The 18,698-nt window shown below is 59.2% G+C and carries 5 protein-coding genes and 1 pseudogene; 5 read left to right on the plus strand and 1 reads right to left on the minus strand.

Features of this window, described 5'->3' with window-relative positions; translation table 11 throughout:
• Positions 1-143: 143 nt before the first annotated feature.
• Genes J5I97_RS01705 through J5I97_RS01715 form a run of 3 tightly spaced genes read left to right on the plus strand, consistent with a single transcriptional unit; the run spans position 144 to position 10,649 of the window.
• Positions 144-4,991, plus strand: coding sequence for a beta strand repeat-containing protein (locus J5I97_RS01705; RefSeq protein ID WP_208588634.1), 4,848 nt, complete (start codon positions 144-146; stop codon positions 4,989-4,991).
• On the plus strand, positions 4,988-10,258 hold the full coding sequence (locus J5I97_RS01710) for an RHS repeat-associated core domain-containing protein (RefSeq protein ID WP_238135610.1): 5,271 nt from the start codon (positions 4,988-4,990) through the stop codon (positions 10,256-10,258). Before J5I97_RS01705 ends, J5I97_RS01710 begins: the two co-directional genes overlap by 4 nt.
• A gap of 10 nt (positions 10,259-10,268) precedes the next feature.
• Positions 10,269-10,649 (plus strand): hypothetical protein, encoded by a 381-nt coding sequence (locus tag J5I97_RS01715; RefSeq protein WP_208588635.1) that lies wholly within the window; start codon positions 10,269-10,271, stop codon positions 10,647-10,649.
• Positions 10,650-10,715: 66 nt separating this feature from the next.
• On the opposite strand, the pseudogene J5I97_RS01720 reads toward J5I97_RS01715, so the two are convergent.
• Positions 10,716-11,153 (minus strand): annotated as a pseudogene (locus J5I97_RS01720) (transposase); the annotation flags it as partial.
• Between the two features lie 81 nt (positions 11,154-11,234).
• On the opposite strand from J5I97_RS01720, the gene J5I97_RS01725 reads away from it, so the two are divergent.
• Together J5I97_RS01725 and J5I97_RS01730 are read left to right on the plus strand one after the other, a co-directional pair.
• On the plus strand, positions 11,235-16,658 hold the full coding sequence (locus tag J5I97_RS01725) for an RHS repeat-associated core domain-containing protein (protein ID WP_238135611.1): 5,424 nt from the start codon (positions 11,235-11,237) through the stop codon (positions 16,656-16,658).
• Between the two features lie 414 nt (positions 16,659-17,072).
• Positions 17,073-18,689 carry an RHS repeat domain-containing protein gene (locus J5I97_RS01730; protein ID WP_244241848.1) on the plus strand — a complete coding sequence of 539 codons (1,617 nt, stop codon included), beginning with the start codon at positions 17,073-17,075 and terminating at the stop codon, positions 18,687-18,689.
• Positions 18,690-18,698: the final 9 nt, after the last annotated feature.

The raw sequence follows: 18,698 nt of genomic DNA on the forward strand, positions 1-18,698 counted from the left end.
GACGGATCAAAGGAAGCCTCATGGATGGGCGATTGACCTCGCATTGTAAGCAAGCAACGGACGTGCGTCAGTCTATGAGGGCACCACTTGGCTTCTGGCGCGCAGGCAAAGTACTCCTGCTAGCGTTATTGATGCTTCTGTCCATGGCGTCCTCGGCCGCCACCTATGTCTATGACGGAAGCGGCAAATTGGTTGCGGTCAGTGACGATGCCGGGGCTAGTGCTCGATATATCTACGACAGCATAGGCAATCTGCTCACCATAGATCGATTCGCTGCAGATCAGTTGGCAATTTTTACCTTCAGCCCGGGACGCGGCGCTCCAGGCACGGCCGTCGTGATCAAGGGCCAGGGCTTTGGTACGACCGCCACACAAAATGTGGTTAAGTTCAATGGTGTGGTGGCAACGACTGTAGCTGCGACCGTCAACGAAATAACAGCCACTGTTCCCGCTGGTGCCACCACAGGCCCCATTTCAGTTACGGTTGGCAAAGCGGTCGCCGTAAGTCCACTCGATTTTGTCGTGGATGCCGCTGCGGCGGTTCCGACGATCACATCCGTCACTCCCACGCTGGTAGCGGTTGGCGAGCAGGTTACGATTGCGGGTAAACAGTTATTGCCTGTCGCAGGACAGACATCAACGTTTCTCAACGGGCGGGCGGTCTCCACGTCAAGTTCGTCAAATACGCAAATCGTGTTTCCCGTTCCGGCCAAGGTGGGCAGCGGCAAGGTCACGGTTATTACGCCGTACGGCTCGGCCACCACCAGTCAGGATGTGGTAGTAGCCCCCGCAAATGTTGAAACCACGAATATCGAGTCCGCGAAGCGGCTAACGCTCAATGCTGCCGCGCAAACCTTGGCGGTTGATACGACAGGCAAGGCCATTGCTGTCTTATATGACGCCGCCGTGGGCGATTTTCCAAGTCTGCAGTTCAGCAGCCTGGGGGCAGTGACTGTCGACTACACCGCGTATGATCCAACGAACGCCAACATTGTTTCCGGTTCGGTTTCAGCAACAAGTCCAACCGTCCACCTGCCGAGGATTTCGGTTAGCGGAACCTATTTGCTGCTATTACGCCCTTCCAGCGCTCCTGCCAGTTGGAAACTGGCTGTGGAAAAATCGCCGCTACTGGCCGTCAACGGCTTAGCGTTATCGCAAGCGCTCTCTGCCGGGGCACAGAGCAATAGGATTTTGTTTACCGCCACGGCTGGCCAGAACCTGGGCTTGGGTCTGAGCGATCTGGTGACACCGAATGCCACGAGCTATGTGTATCTGATGGTCTACAAGCCGGATGGCAGTGCTTTAGGCAGTCAATACTGCTACGCCAGCAATAGCGGCTGCCAGACCAACTTGATCAACCTGGAGGCTGGCACCTACAGCGTCGTGATGATCCCGCCTTCTGATGGCGACCGGACGATGCGCTTCAGGAGCACGTTGTCGACGGATGTAACCGGAGTGCTTGCAGCAGACAAGGTGCAGACGTTGACGTTGGGTCGGCGTGGCCAGAATGGCCGGTTGAGCTTTGCGGGCACGGCTGGTCGGACGGTAGCGTTGCAGGTGGCGGGCCAGACGATTGTGCCGAAGGGTCGGACGGTTTATTACACGGTCTACAAACCTGATGGCTCGGTGTTGGGTTCATTTACCACCGACTCGGCGGCAACGTTGAATTTGCCTAACCTGCCGGCGACGGGGACGTACACAGTGTTTGTCGACCCGTACTACGGCGAGACGCTCAGTGCGCAGCTGACGTTGTCTAGTGGCACTGCCGGCGGGCAAGTGACCAATGGTGCCAGTGGCAGTTTCGCTACAACGGTGCCTGGTCAGAATGTCTATTTGACCTTTACCGCCACGGCTGGCCAGAACCTAGGCTTGGGTCTGAGCGATCTGGTGACACCGAATGCCACGAGCTATGTGTATCTGACGGTCTACAAGCCGGATGGCAGTGCTTTAGGCAGTCAATACTGCTACGCCAGCAATAGCGGCTGCCAGACCAACTTGATCAACCTGGAGGCTGGCACCTACAGCGTCGTGATGACCCCGCCTTCTGATGGCGACCGGACGATGCGCTTCAAGAGCACGTTGTCGACGGATGTGACCGGGGTGCTTGCAGCAGACAAGGTGCAGACGTTGACGTTGGGCCGCCGTGGCCAGAATGGCCGGTTGAGCTTTGCGGGCACGGCTGGTCGGACGGTAGCGTTGCAGGTGGCGGGCCAGACGATTGTGCCGAAGGGTCAGACGGTTTATTACACGGTCTACAAACCTGATGGCTCGGTATTGAATTCATTTACCACCGACTCGGCGGCAACGTTGAATTTGCCTAACCTGCCGGCGACGGGGACGTACACAGTGTTTGTCGACCCTTACTACGGCGAGACGCTCAGTGCGCAGCTGCTGTTGTCCACTGGCGTTACTGGCGGGCAAGTGACCAATGGTGCCAGTGGCAGTTTCGCTACAACGGTGCCTGGTCAGAATGTCTATTTGACCTTTACCGCCACGGCTGGCCAGAACCTGGGCTTGGGTCTGAGCGATCTGGTGACACCGAACGCGACGAGCTATGCCTATTTGACGGTCTACAAGCCGGACGGTAGCACTGTTGCAGGTCGGGTGTGCTATGCCGCCGACAACGGTTGCCAAACGAACTTGATCAACCTGGAGGCTGGCACCTACAGCGTCGTGATGACCCCGCCTTCTGATGGCGACCGGACGATGCGCTTCAGGAGCACGTTGTCGACGGATGTGACCGGGGTGCTTGCAGCAGACAAGGTGCAGACGTTGACGTTGGGCCGCCGTGGCCAGAATGGCCGGTTGAGCTTTACGGGCACGGCTGGTCGGACGGTAGCGTTGCAGGTGGCGGGCCAGACGATTGTGCCGAAGGGTCAGACGGTTTATTACACGGTCTACAAACCTGATGGCTCGGTATTGGGTTCATTTACCACCGACTCGGCGGCAACGTTGAATTTGCCTAACCTGCCGGCGACGGGGACGTACACAGTGTTTGTCGACCCTTACTACGGCGAGACGCTCAGTGCGCAGCTGCTGTTGTCCACTGGCGTTACTGGCGGGCAAGTGACCAATGGTGCCAGTGGCAGTTTCGCCACAACGGTGCCTGGTCAGAATGTCTATTTGACCTTTACCGCCACGGCTGGCCAGAACCTGGGCTTGGGTCTGAGCGATCTGGTGACACCGAACGCGACGAGCTATGCCTATTTGACGGTCTACAAGCCGGACGGTAGCACTGTTGCAGGTCGGGTGTGCTATGCCGCCGACAACGGTTGCCAAACGAACTTGATCAACCTGGAGGCTGGCACCTACAGCGTCGTGATGACCCCGCCTTCTGATGGCGACCGGACGATGCGCTTCAGGAGCACGTTGTCGACGGATGTGACCGGGGTGCTTGCAGCAGACAAGGTGCAGACGTTGACGTTGGGCCGCCGTGGCCAGAATGGCCGGTTGAGCTTTACGGGCACGGCTGGTCGGACGGTAGCGTTGCAGGTGGCGGGCCAGACGATTGTGCCGAAGGGTCAGACGGTTTATTACACGGTCTACAAACCTGATGGCTCGGTATTGGGTTCATTTACCACCGACTCGGCGGCAACGTTGAATTTGCCTAACCTGCCGGCGACGGGGACGTACACAGTGTTTGTCGACCCTTACTACGGCGAGACGCTCAGTGCGCAGCTGCTGTTGTCCACTGGCGTTACTGGCGGGCAAGTGACCAATGGTGCCAGTGGCAGTTTCGCCACAACGGTGCCTGGTCAGAATGTCTATTTGACCTTTACCGCCACGGCTGGCCAGAACCTGGGCTTGGGTCTGAGCGATCTGGTGACACCGAACGCGACGAGCTATGCCTATTTGACGGTCTACAAGCCGGACGGTAGCACTGTTGCAGGTCGGGTGTGCTATGCCGCCGACAACGGTTGCCAAACGAACTTGATCAACCTGGAGGCTGGCACCTACAGCGTCGTGATGACCCCGCCTTCTGATGGCGACCGGACGATGCGCTTCAGGAGCACGTTGTCGACGGATGTGACCGGGGTGCTTGCAGCAGACAAGGTGCAGACGTTGACGTTGGGCCGCCGTGGCCAGAATGGCCGGTTGAGCTTTACGGGCACGGCTGGTCGGACGGTAGCGTTGCAGGTGGCGGGCCAGACGATTGTGCCGAAGGGTCAGACGGTTTATTACACGGTCTACAAACCTGATGGCTCGGTATTGGGTTCATTTACCACCGACTCGGCGGCAACGTTGAATTTGCCTAACCTGCCGGCGACGGGGACGTACACAGTGTTTGTCGACCCTTACTACGGCGAGACGCTCAGTGCGCAGCTGCTGTTGTCCACTGGCGTTACTGGTGGGCAAGTGGCTAATGGCGCCAGTGGCAGTTTCGCCACAACGGTGCCTGGTCAGAATGTCTATTTGACCTTTACCGCCACGGCTGGCCAGAACCTGGGCTTGGGTCTGAGCGATCTGGTGACACCGAACGCGACGAGCTATGCCTATTTGACGGTCTACAAGCCGGACGGTAGCACTGTCGCAGGTCAGGTGTGCTATGCCGCCGACAACGGTTGCCAAACGAACTTGATCAACCTGGAGGCTGGCACCTACAGCGTCGTGATAACCCCGCCTTCTGATGGCGACCGGACGATGCGCTTCAAGAGCACGTTGTCGACGGATGTAACCGGAGTGCTTGCAGTAGACAAGGTGCAGACGTTGACGTTGGGCCGCCGTGGCCAGAATGGCCGGTTGAGCTTTACGGGCACGGCTGGTCGGACGGTAGCGTTGCAGGTGGCGGGCCAGACGATTGTGCCGAAGGGTCAGACGGTTTATTACACGGTCTACAAACCTGATGGCTCGGTATTGAATTCATTTACCACCGACTCGGCGGCAACGTTGAATTTGCCTAACCTGCCGACGACGGGGACGTACACAGTGTTTGTCGACCCTTACTACGGCGAGACGCTCAGTGCGCAACTAACGCTCGGCCTATCGAAATGACTTTACCAGGCGACTTCAAGGAAGGCGAAATGGAATCTGGCAACAAGACACGCACGCATTGGCTCTGGAGCACGAGTCTGGGCATGCTGGCGGCTGTGTCGAGCACTGGCTCGGTCAGTTGGGCGCAGTCGCCGAGCTTGGCGAGCGCTGCTGCGACGCATGTGAGCGCATCTGCTCCTGGCAATGCAGCAGTGGCGCAACGCATTGTGCTTGGCGGCGATCAGACGCTGCGTCTGGAGGCGTCGGGCAGGTCCATCGTGTTGACGCCACAGGACAGGCAACTGCGTGTTCGCTCCTGGCGTCTTCCTGAGCAACGCCTAGGCGCCAGTCTGACGCGGCTAGCCGATGGCCAGGTGCTGGTCTGGGGTGGCGCCAGTGCACAAGGCGCCCTGCGCGTTGGCGGATATTTGATCGACCCGGAACAAGATACGTTGCAGCCGGTTGCGTTGTCAGGTCTGCATCCACGTGCGCACCATAGCGCCACGGTTCTGACCGATGGCCAGTTGCTGCTGGCCGGCGGTGAGGGGACTGCGGGTCAAGCGCAACTCTGGAATCCCCAGACCCAGCGTGTGGTGACGTTGGTCATGCCTGCCAGGACCGGGCACGCAGCCACCCTGCAAGCCGACGGGCAAGTGCGTTTGTCTGGTGGGACGGGAACGGGTGCCGGGTCGCGTACCGATCTGCTGTTCGACCCGGCAAGCCAGAGGTTCAGTCCAGCGCAGCCGCGCTGGGCAGCGGCGGCGGACACGGCGCTGGCTGCATCCCTTCCGGCAGGTGGGCAAGCCCAGGCCGATCCGGACACGCGTATCGCGCTGCGTTTTACGCGCCCGGTCCAAGGCGCGGACGTCAAAGACACGACGGTGTCGCTGATGGGGCCGGGTGGCCTGGTGGAAACACGCGTGTCCACAGCCGAAGGTGGCCGGCTCGTTTTTATCCATCCCAAGGCAACCCTCTTTCCGGACACCAGCTACACGGTGCTGGTGCAGGGACTGCATGGTCTGGATGGCAAAGCGGTGCCGCTGTCTGTGGTTGAGTTCAAGACCGCTGCGATTGCCAGTGCTGCCGATGCGACACCGGCCACTGCCAAGGGCGCAGCGCCGGCTAGCGCAGCCATCGGCAAAGCCCCGGCCCTGTTGGGGTGCGGCACTGACCATCCGTTCCCCTGCAAGTTGTCGTCGTCGTTGAGCGAAGGCGCCTGGCGGCCAGGGCAGGACAGTACGGATGGACGCTGGCGGGTCGAAGGTTCTCAGCCTGAAGCCCTGCCCATCAGTGCTCCCGAAGTTGCCGCCATGGCCAGTGGGCTGACCAGCGTCAGCGGCCAAGTGCTGCTGGTCAATGGTCGGCCTCTTGCGGGTGTGGAGGTCAGTGTCGGGTCAAGCAAGACCCGTACGGATCCGACCGGACGCTTTGTGCTGACGGGTATCGCCCAAGGGCGCCAAGCGCTGTATGTCGATGGCACGTGCGCCAATATCGCCGGACGTGAGTATGGCCAATTCGTGGTGGGTGTGGATCTGAAGGTCGGCCAGCTCACCCGTTTGCCTTACACCATGTACGTGCCGCAGATCAGTGCACGCGATAAGACACACCTTGCCTCCCCATTGAAGCATGACGTGGTGGTCACCCATCCGGATATTCCCGGATTGCAGATCCATCTTCCGGCCGGCACCGTGATCCGCGATCGCAAGGGTCGTCTGGTCCACGAATTGGCGATCGTGCCCACCCCCGTCAATCGGGCCCCGTTCCCGGTGCCTGCCAACTACCCGATGTATTTCACGCTTGAGCCAGGTGGTGCGCTGATCCAGGGCTTGACGCCGCAAGCCGCGCAGGGCGTGAAGGTGCTGTATCCCAACTACGACAAGTTGCCGACCGGAACGCAAGCCAACTTTTGGATCTACGAACCGGCGCAGGGTTGGCGTGTTTACGGCAAGGGACGGGTGACCTCCGATGGCACACGTATCGCGCCAGAGGCCGGTGTGGGCCTGTATCAGGCCATGGGGGCAAGTTACAGCATCGATAGCAACACCCCGCCTCCCGAGCCTGACAAGCCGCCAGTGAGCGACGGTTGCAATTGCGATGCCGGTGGCGCGGGTGCGACTGCAGGCGATCCGATCGACCTTTTCACGGGCGAGTTTTCCTATGAAGAGAGCGACGCGGTGGTTGGGGGTCTTTCCCCGATCGCGCTCACGCGTTTCTACCGGCCGCACGAAACTGTAAAGCGCGACTTTGGCATCGGCACCGCAGCGGGTTTCCGCTACACCTTGTATGCGCCGGCAGCGGACTACAATCAGCTGCAGCTGGTGCTGCCAAGCGGTGCGCCGATCGTGTTCATCCGGACATCGGGGAGTGGACTGACCGGCCAATGGGCGCAGTCCGGCTCTCTGTCGGGATATGCGGGCGCCACCATTACGCAAGGCACTCCATCGGGGCACGGTTACCTGCTTGCCTTGCGCGATGGCAGCAAGATGTATTTCAACCAGTACTCTCCAAACCAGCTCGAATGGACGACCGATCGGTTTGGTAACCGGGTCGATTATGTTTACGATGCCGGCCTGGTGGCGCGGATCGTGTCGGCCAATGGCCGTTATTTGGCAATCGGCTACGACAGCAGCAATCGGGTCAGCACCGTCAAGGATCCCTTGGGCAGCAGCTGGTCCTACGCGTACAACGCTGACGGATACCTCAGCAAGGTGACCCGTCCAGATGGCAGTACGCGCAGTTTCACCTACAAGGTGCGCGAGCAGGACGCGACGCTTCCTGGCCAGGTCCGGCTGCAAGCCATCTATGACGGCAAAAATCAGCGCGTGGTGTTCAATGAGTTTGAAGACGCGGCAGGCACCTGGAGCGGTCGTGTGGTCAAACAGACCCAGGCAGATGGTGGGGTATTGACCATTGATGACGCACATGACGAGGCAGGCACGCGTGGTCGGCTGATCACCCGGCCGGACGGTAGCCAACGACGGGTGGTGTTTGATCCAGCAACCCATTATCCGAAGACCGATACTGCCGCCTACGGCACGCCGCTGGCCCAGACCATCAGCTACGAACGCGGTGCCGGTGGGCAAATCACTGCCCAAATCGATCCGCTTGGGCGGCGTACCGAATATGCCTACGATGGCAGCGGTCGCAAGACGCAGATCAAGGCGATGGCAGGCACCAGCGCGGCCCGCACCACCACATTGGTTTACACCGCCGATGGCGATCTTGCATCGATCACCGACCCGCTCGACCGCACGACCCGTTTTGGTTACACGGCCCGCTGCCTGACCTCGGTGACCGACCCCATGGGCAAAGTCACCACAGCCACCTGCAACGCCGCAGGGCAACGCCTCACACTGAGCGATGCCTTGAATCACACCACCACCTTCACGTGGACCGGCGAAGACCTGACCCAGATCAGCGACCCGCTCGGCCGCACTGTGCATTTCCGCTACGACGTGCTGGGGCGGATGATTGCCGCCCAGGACGTGCAGGGCAACCTCGCGCGCATGGAGTACGACGTGCTGGGTCGGGTGGTGAAGTCGATCGATCCGTTGGGCAATACCGTGCAGACGGGGTTTGATGCCAACGGCAATGTCGCGGCGATCCTGTTGCCGCATGGCAACGGCGTCACGTATAGCTACGACAACCGCGACCGCCGCCTTACCCGCACCGACGCCCTGGGCCAGGTGGAGCGCTGGACCTACGACAAGATGGACCGGGTCACCCACTACACGGACCGGCGCAACCGTGTCACCACCTATGCTTACGACACCTTGGGCCGGCCGACCACGACCACGTTCCCAGGCATGGGCGGCAGCGTGACGGCCAGCTACGACGCCGGCAACCGGATGGTGGCGCTGGCCGACAGCGTGTCCGGCACGCTGGGCTGGAGCTACGACAGCTTCGATCAGGTCACCGCCGCCAACAGCCCGCAAGGCACGATCACCTACGGCTACGATGCAGCGGGCCGTCGCACGAAGATGCAGGCGGCCACCCAGGCGCCAGTCGTCTATGGTTACGACCCCGCCGACCGCCTGACGGGCATCACCCAAGGCCCCGAGAAGGTCATCTTCGCCTACGACCCCGCCAACCGACGCATCACCCAAACCCTGCCCAACCACGTGCAAACGGCCTACACCTACAACAACGCCAATCAGGTCACCGGCCTGGCCTGGGGCAAGGCCGGGCAGGCGGCGCTGGGTAGTCTGGGCTACGGCTATAACAGTGTCGGCCAACTGGTTGCGCAGACCGGCACGCATGCATCGCAGTCACTCCCACCGGCGAGCAGTGGCAACAGCTTCGACGACAATAACCGGCAGACCAAGGCCAACAACGTTGCGCTGAGCTATGACGAAAGCGGCCACCTGCTCAACGACGGCAGCCGCAGCTACATCTGGGACGACCGCGACCGGCTGAGCGAGATCCAGCAGGGCGGTACGACGATCGCCAGCTTCAGCTATGACGCGCTGGGACGGCGGACGGTCAAGACGGAAGGCGGCACAAGTACGCAGTATCTGTATGACGGCCAAGACGCCGTGCAGGAAACACAGGGCACCACAGTCAATCCGATCCTGACCGGGCTGGGCATCGACCAGCGCTATGCACGTAACGATACAGGTGGCAGGACGTACTTCCTGAGCGATCAGTTGGGCAGCACGCGCTTGCTGACGAATGCAGCGGGCGGTGTGGTGCAGCGGTATGAATATGATCCGTATGGAACGACGACGCAGAGCAGTACGGCTTACACCAATCCGTATCAGTACACTGGGAGAGAAAAAGATTCAAGTGGCCTGTATTACTACCGGGCGAGGTATTATCGGCCGCAGTGGGGGCGGTTTATTAGTGAGGATCCGATTGGGTTGGCGGCTGGGCTGAATAGTTATGCGTATGTTGAAGGCAACCCACTCGCCTTCACTGATCCCCTCGGTTTGATCAAACTTCCGGAGAATCCCTCTGGACTTCCGTCAGGCTATAAACCAGATTCTTCTCATCGGGATCCGAACGGCGAGCGCTGGACTAACGGTACTGATGTTCTTGATTTTCATAGGGGAAGAGCTGGTAAACCAGGTTGGAGAGGTAAGGATCATTGGCACCATAATGGAGGAGATAAGCACTACTCGCCAGGTGACGAATGCCCGACATTAGATCAAGATAATTTAGAAGATAAGGATTTCATTGATGAAATGAGTGAAATCACAGGATTAACTGGCGGAGCCCTAATTATTTACTTGATTATGTCAGAAGGGTCTCGTGCGTTTCCTCCAAGAAATTTAATTCCTATCCCATAAGAGTTTATTGATGAAATTAAATATAAGTGAAATAAATCGTACTCTTGCTGATAAAGGTGACCTTCATGATTGCAAGATAATTCGTATGGAATGGGGTTCTAGCTTTAAGTTCCTTAAAATATTTATTGCTGATTTAAACGAAAATTTCATTGGTCTTCCAGAATACTCTGGCCCTGAACCAGGGTGTCTGATATTGAGTGGAATTAGTTCAGTGAAATTTGATATCAGCCAACCGGAAAATGAAATTAGAATTTACGAGGCTTCAATTAATGAAATCAACGGTGTGCAAGTTTTAGAGATTTTGTTAGCTCCTTCCGGAAGAATTTTTTTGTGCTCTACTGAGGTAAATTTTTTACTAGGAACTGTTAATACTAATAAGCAATTCATGTAACCTGTCGGGTATGAGGGTGTGTCAAACAAACTGGGGTCTGTCAAACAAACTGTGTAACCTCAGTTTTCATAGCGCGTCCATTGGCACGCGGTCCTCGCCAAACATCACCTCGAAGCTTTGCAGAGCGGGTTTCCAGTGATGGATCGAGCGCCAGTTCTTGGATGCCTCGCGCACGGACAAAAACAGCGATTTGAGCGCCGAATCGTCGTTGGGAAAAATGCGCCGGTTGCCGGTGAGCTTGCGCATCACCATGTTCAACGATTCAATGGCGTTGGTGGTGTAGATCACCTTGCGAATCTGCGGCACAAACTGGAAGAACGGAATAATGGTGTCCCAATTGCCGCGCCACAGACGAACTACTGCACGGTATTTGCCGCCCCATTGCGCGTCCAGTGCATCCAGTTCGCTCGCCGCTTCCTCCGCCGTGGCTGACTGATAGATGCGCTTGAGCGCGGCCACCACCGCCTTGCTGTCGCCGGCGTTGACGTAACGCAAGCTTGCCTGCTCCTCTCACCGGTCGAGGCCGGTCGCTTGTCATAGGGCAGTTAGGTTTCTCAGCAGCCAACTAACGCTCGGCCTATCGAAATGACTTTACCAGGCGACTTCAAGGAAGGCGAAATGGAATCTGGCAACAAGACACGCACGCATTGGCTCTGGAGCACGAGTCTGGGCATGCTGGCGGCTGTGTCGAGCACGGGCTCGGTCAGTTGGGCGCAGTCGCCGAGCTTGGCGAGCGCTGCTGCGACGCATGTGAGCGCCTCTGCTCCTGGCAATGCAGCAGTGGCGCAACGCATTGTGCTTGGCGGCGATCAGACGCTGCGTCTGGAGGCGTCGGGCAGATCCATCGTGTTGACGCCACAGGACAGGCAACTGCGCGTTCGCTCCTGGCGTCTTCCTGAGCAACGCCTAGGGGCCAGTCTGACGCGGCTAGCCGATGGCCAGGTGCTGGTCTGGGGTGGCGCCAGTGCACAAGGCGCCCTGCGCGTTGGCGGATACTTGATCGACCCGGAACAAGATACGTTGCAGCCGGTTGCGTTGTCAGGTCTGCATCCACGTGCGCACCATAGCGCCACGGTTCTGACCGATGGCCAGTTGCTGCTGGCTGGCGGTGAGGGAACTGCGGGTCAAGCGCAACTCTGGAATCCCCAGACCCAGCGTGTGGTGACGTTGGTCATGCCTGCCAGGACCGGGCAAACAGCCACCCTGCAAGCCGACGGGCAAGTGCGTTTGTCTGGTGGGACGGGAACGGGTGCCGGGTCGCGTACCGATCTGCTGTTCGACCCGGCAAGCCAGAGGTTCAGTCCAGCGCAGCCGCGCTGGGCAGCGGCGGCGGACACGGCGCTGGCTGCATCCCTTCCGGCAGGTGGGCAAGCCCAGGCCGATCCGGACACGCGGATCGCGCTGCGTTTTACGCGCCCGGTCCAAGGTGCGGACGTCAAAGACACGACGGTGTCGCTGATGGGGCCGGGTGGCCTGGTGGAAACACGCGTGTCCACAGCCGAAGGTGGCCGGCTCGTTTTTATCCATCCCAAGGCAACCCTCTTTCCGGACACCAGCTACACGGTGCTGGTGCAGGGACTGCATGGTCTGGATGGCAAAGCGGTGCCGCTGTCTGTGGTTGAGTTCAAGACCGCTGCGATTGCCAGTGCTGCCGATGCGACACCGGTCACTGCCAAGGGCGCAGCGCCGGCTAGCGCAGCCATCGGCAAAGCCCCGGCCCTGTTGGGGTGCGGCACTGACCATCCGTTGCCCTGCAAGTTGTCGTCGTCGTTGAGCGAAGGCGCCTGGCGGCCAGGGCAGGACAGTACGGATGGACGCTGGCGGGTCCAAGGTTCTCAGCCACAAACCCTGCCCATCAGTGCTCCCGAAGTTGCCGCCATGGCCAGTGGGCTGACCAGCGTCAGCGGCCAAGTGCTGCTGGTCAATGGTCGGCCTCTTGCGGGTGTGGAGGTCAGTGTCGGGTCAAGCAAGACCCGTACGGATCCGACCGGACGCTTTGTGCTGACGGGTATCGCCCAAGGGCGCCAAGCGCTGTATGTCGATGGCACGTGCGCCAATATCGCCGGACGTGAGTATGGCCAATTCGTGGTGGGTGTGGATCTGAAGGTCGGCCAGCTCACCCGTTTGCCTTACACCATGTACGTGCCGCAGATCAGTGCACGCGATAAGACACACCTTGCCTCCCCATTGAAGCATGACGTGGTGGTCACCCATCCGGATATTCCCGGATTGCAGATCCATCTTCCGGCCGGCACCGTGATCCGCGATCGCAAGGGTCGTCTGGTCCACGAATTGGCGATCGTGCCCACCCCCGTCAATCGGGCCCCGTTCCCGGTGCCTGCCAACTACCCGATGTATTTCACGCTTGAGCCAGGTGGTGCGCTGATCCAGGGCTTGACGCCGCAAGCCGCGCAGGGCGTGAAGGTGCTGTATCCCAACTACGACAAGTTGCCGACCGGAACGCAAGCCAACTTTTGGATCTACGAACCGGCGCAGGGTTGGCGTGTTTACGGCAAGGGACGGGTGACCTCCGATGGCACACGTATCGCGCCAGAGGCCGGTGTGGGCCTGTATCAGGCCATGGGGGCAAGTTACAGCATCGATAGCAACACCCCGCCTCCCGAGCCTGACAAGCCGCCAGTGAGCGACGGTTGCAATTGCGATGCCGGTGGCGCGGGTGCGACTGCAGGCGATCCGATCGACCTTTTCACGGGCGAGTTTTCCTATGAAGAGAGCGACGCGGTGGTTGGGGGTCTTTCCCCGATCGCGCTCACGCGTTTCTACCGGCCGCACGAAACTGTAAAGCGCGACTTTGGCATCGGCACCGCAGCGGGTTTCCGCTACACCTTGTATGCGCCGGCAGCGGACTACAATCAGCTGCAGCTGGTGCTGCCAAGCGGTGCGCCGATCGTGTTCATCCGGACATCGGGGAGTGGACTGACCGGCCAATGGGCGCAGTCCGGCTCTCTGTCGGGATATGCGGGCGCCACCATTACGCAAGGCACTCCATCGGGGCACGGTTACCTGCTTGCCTTGCGCGATGGCAGCAAGATGTATTTCAACCAGTACTCTCCAAACCAGCTCGAATGGACGACCGATCGGTTTGGTAACCGGGTCGATTATGTTTACGATGCCGGCCTGGTGGCGCGGATCGTGTCGGCCAATGGCCGTTATTTGGCAATCGGCTACGACAGCAGCAATCGGGTCAGCACCGTCAAGGATCCCTTGGGCAGCAGCTGGTCCTACGCGTACAACGCTGACGGATACCTCAGCAAGGTGACCCGTCCAGATGGCAGTACGCGCAGTTTCACCTACAAGGTGCGCGAGCAGGACGCGACGCTTCCTGGCCAGGTCCGGCTGCAAGCCATCTATGACGGCAAAAATCAGCGCGTGGTGTTCAATGAGTTTGAAGACGCGGCAGGCACCTGGAGCGGTCGTGTGGTCAAACAGACCCAGGCAGATGGTGGGGTATTGACCATTGATGACGCACATGACGAGGCAGGCACGCGTGGTCGGCTGATCACCCGGCCGGACGGTAGCCAACGACGGGTGGTGTTTGATCCAGCAACCCATTATCCGAAGACCGATACTGCCGCCTACGGCACGCCGCTGGCCCAGACCATCAGCTACGAACGCGGTGCCGGTGGGCAAATCACTGCCCAAATCGATCCGCTTGGGCGGCGTACCGAATATGCCTACGATGGCAGCGGTCGCAAGACGCAGATCAAGGCGATGGCAGGCACCAGCGCGGCCCGCACCACCACATTGGTTTACACCGCCGATGGCGATCTTGCATCGATCACCGACCCGCTCGACCGCACGACCCGTTTTGGTTACACGGCCCGCTGCCTGACCTCGGTGACCGACCCCATGGGCAAAGTCACCACAGCCACCTGCAACGCCGCAGGGCAACGCCTCACACTGAGCGATGCCTTGAATCACACCACCACCTTCACGTGGACCGGCGAAGACCTGACCCAGATCAGCGACCCGCTCGGCCGCACTGTGCATTTCCGCTACGACGTGCTGGGGCGGATGATTGCCGCCCAGGACGTACAGGGCAACCTCGCGCGGATGGAGTACGACGTGCTGGGTCGGGCGGTAAAGTCGATCGACCCGTTGGGCAATACCGTGCAGACGGGGTTTGATGCCAACGGCAATGTCGCGGCGATCCTGTTGCCGCATGGCAACGGCGTCACGTATAGCTACGACAAGCGCGACCGCCGCCTTACCCGCACCGACGCCCTGGGCCAGGTGGAGCGCTGGACCTACGACAAGATGGACCGGGTCACCCACTACACGGACCGGCGCAACCGTGTCACCACCTATGCTTACGACACCTTGGGCCGGCCGACCACGACCACGTTTCCGGCGATGGGCGGCAGCGTGACGGCCAGCTACGACGCCGGCAACCGGATGGTGGCGCTGGCCGACAGCGTGTCCGGCACGCTGGGCTGGAGCTACGACAGCTTCGATCAGGTCACCGCCGCCAACAGCCCGCAAGGCACGATCACCTACGGCTACGATGCAGCGGGCCGTCGCACGAAGATGCAGGCGGCCACCCAGGCGCCAGTCGTCTATGGTTACGACACCGCCGACCGCCTGACGGGCATCACCCAAGGCCCCGAGAAGGTCATCTTCGCCTACGACCCCGCCAACCGACGCATCACCCAAACTTTGCCCAACCACGTGCAAACGGCCTACACCTACAACAACGCCAATCAGGTCACCGGCCTGGCCTGGGGCAAGGCCGGGCAGGCGGCGCTGGGCAGTTTGGGTTATGGCTATAACCCCGTGGGCCAATTGGTTGCGCAGACCGGCACGCATGCATCGCAGACCCTGCCGCAGCCCAGTGCAAATAACAGCTTCGACGACAATAACCGGCAGACCAAGGCCAACAACGTTGCGCTGAGCTATGACGAAAGCGGCCACCTGCTCAACGACGGCAGCCGCAAGTATGTCTGGGACGACCGCGACCGGTTGAGCGAGATCCAGCAGGGCGGTACGACGATCGCCAGCTTCAGCTATGACGCGCTGGGACGGCGGACGGTCAAGACCGAGGGAGGCACGAGCACGCAGTATCTGTATGACGGCGAGGATGTAGTACAAGAGACGCAAGGCAGCACGGTGAACCCGATCCTGACCGGGCTTGGCATCGATCAACGCTATGCGCGTAACGATACGGGTGGCAGGACGTACTTCCTGACCGACCAGTTGGGCAGCACGCGCCTGCTGACGAATGCAGCGGGCGGTGTGGTGCAGCGGTATGAATATGATCCGTATGGTGCGACGACGCAGAGCAGTACGGCTTATACCAACCCGTATCAGTACACAGGAAGGGAAAAAGATTCAAGTGGCCTGTATTACTACCGGGCGAGGTATTATCGGCCGCAGTGGGGGCGGTTTATTAGTGAGGATCCGATTGGGTTGGCGGCTGGGCTGAATAGTTATGCGTATGTCGGCGGCAACCCGATATCGCACTCAGATCCAACCGGGAAAATTTTAGTCAACGTTGTTACCGGCGTCATCGGAGCAGTAATTGGGGGTGGCACGAATTTGACTATGCAGCTCCTTCAAAATGGGGGGAATTTAGACTGTGTGGATTGGGGTGATGCGGCTATCGCCACAGGTGTTGGTGCTGTAGCAGGAGCACTTGCGCCTTTTGCTGCTAGTGGTATGGTGGCGGCAGCTCTCGGTGCAAGTTCTAACATGGCGCAATATGGGTTGACTCAGCTGTCAAATAATGAAGATATTACTGCTGGTGGCTTAGGCTGGAGTGGCGTTACTGGCGCGGGTGGTGGAATAATCGGTGGTGCATTCAGTCGTTCTGGAATTAGGTGGGATGAAGCATCGCCCTGGCTTGGTGCTGGAGTGGCAAAAAGTATGAATGAAACTGGGGATATTGCTGCTAATACAGGTGCAAGTAGTCTACTAAGAAACGTTGGTGGTGGAATGTGGGGCAACATTCCGGAGCCCGGTAATTCCGGTTCTAAGTGTGGGTGCAAGTAAATGCTGAGGTGGGCTGTCATTATTTTTGTGGTTAACTTTGGCGCGTTTACTCCCTGGATATTGGAGCTTCCCACGCGAATAGCATTAGGTGCTTTGAATGGAAATTCGGTTCGTATCAGGCTGAATTCCGCTCGCTTCGGTATGGTTGGAGTTATGATTCTTCAGCTGATGGGTTTTTTTTGTTGGTTCGGCGTATGTTTAGTTCCTATATCCTTCGCGAAAGATATGAATGAAGTATATCCAGTCGCCTTGTGGTTTGTTGTGCCTTTTTTCCTAGGTATCGGGCTTGCGGTTTTTATTAGAGGGATTGGCCGAAAGGGTGGGTCCTAATAATGTAACAGGTCATTTTTTCGATATGAGGTCTGTGATCTGTCAACCGCCCTGGGCCAGATGGAGCGCTGGACCTACGACAAGATGGACCGGGTCACCCACTACACGGACCGGCGCAACCGTGTCACCACCTATGCTTACGACACCTTGGGCCGGCCGACCACGACCACGTTCCCAGGCATGGGCGGCAGCGTGACGGCCAGCTACGACGCCGGCAACCGGATGGTGGCGCTGGCCGACAGCGTGTCCGGCACGCTGGGCTGGAGCTACGACAGCTTCGATCAGGTCACGGCCGCCAACAGCCCGCAAGGCACGATTACCTACGGCTACGATGCAGCGGGCCGTCGCACGAAGATGCAGGCGGCCACCCAGGCGCCAGTCGTCTATGGTTACGACACCGCCGACCGCCTGACGGGCATCACCCAAGGCCCCGAGAAGGTCATCTTCGCCTACGACCCCGCCAACCGACGCATCACCCAAACCCTACCCAACCACGTGCAAACGGCCTACACCTACAACAACGCCAATCAGGTCACCGGCCTGGCCTGGGGCAAGGCCGGGCAGGCGGCGCTGGGTAGTCTGGGTTATGGCTATAACACCGTGGGCCAATTGGTTGCGCAGACCGGCACGCATGCATCGCAGTCCCTCCCACCGGCGAGCAGTGGCAACAGCTTCGACGACAATAACCGGCAGACCAAAGCCAACAACGTCGCGCTGAGCTATGACCAAAGCGGCCACCTGCTCAACGACGGCAGCCGCAAGTATGTCTGGGACGACCGCGACCGGCTGAGCGAGATCCAGCAGGGCGGCACAACGATCGCCAGCTTCAGCTATGACGCGCTGGGACGGCGGACGGTCAAGACGGAAGGCGGCACAAGCACGCAGTATCTGTATGACGGCCAGGATGTAGTGCAGGAAACACAAGGCAGCACGGTGAACCCGATCCTGACCGGTCTTGGCATCGACCAGCGCTATGCACGTAACGATACAGGTGGCAGGACGTACTTCCTGAGCGATCAGTTGGGCAGCACGCGCTTGCTGACGAATGCAGCAGGCGGTGTGGTGCAGCGGTATGAGTATGATCCGTATGGAACGACGACGCAGAGCAGTACGGCTTATACCAATCCGTACCAATACACTGGGCGGGAAAAGGACGCGAGCGGCCTGTACTACTATCGGGCGCGATATTATCGGCCGCAGTGGGGCCGGTTTATTAGTGAGGACCCTATTGGGTTGGTTGGAGGAGTAAACGGATATATTTATGTCGAGGATGGCCCGCTGCAATACAATGATCCATTAGGGCTCTGGAAAGTGACTATATCAATATTTGATTTTTTTGGAGGATCTCTTTTCTTTGGTAAGGATGAAAATTCCGGTGGTTTTATTGGCATACGTGCCGGTTTCGGTATAGGTGGTGGTATTTCATTTGAACCTCTTGGAAATGCGTCAGGATCAAATCCCTGTAGCAATGGAGGCTTTGGCCTTGGTGGGTACGGTGAAGTCAGTTTTAATGCACTCTTTATACAAGCAGGAATTGAGCTATATGGAGGAGGGAAGTGGACTCCGTCAGACAAATCGAAATTGACACCATATGGTGATTTTCAGCCATCTGCCTCTCTGGGAGATAGCGGGGGAATAAATGCAGAAGCTTCCGTAGGCGTCGAGTTAACTCTACATGGCGGGCGCCCATACAGACATTGAAGGTTAATT

Source organism: Xanthomonas fragariae (assembly GCF_017603965.1).
GTDB classification, from domain to species: Bacteria; Pseudomonadota; Gammaproteobacteria; order Xanthomonadales; family Xanthomonadaceae; genus Xanthomonas; species Xanthomonas fragariae_A.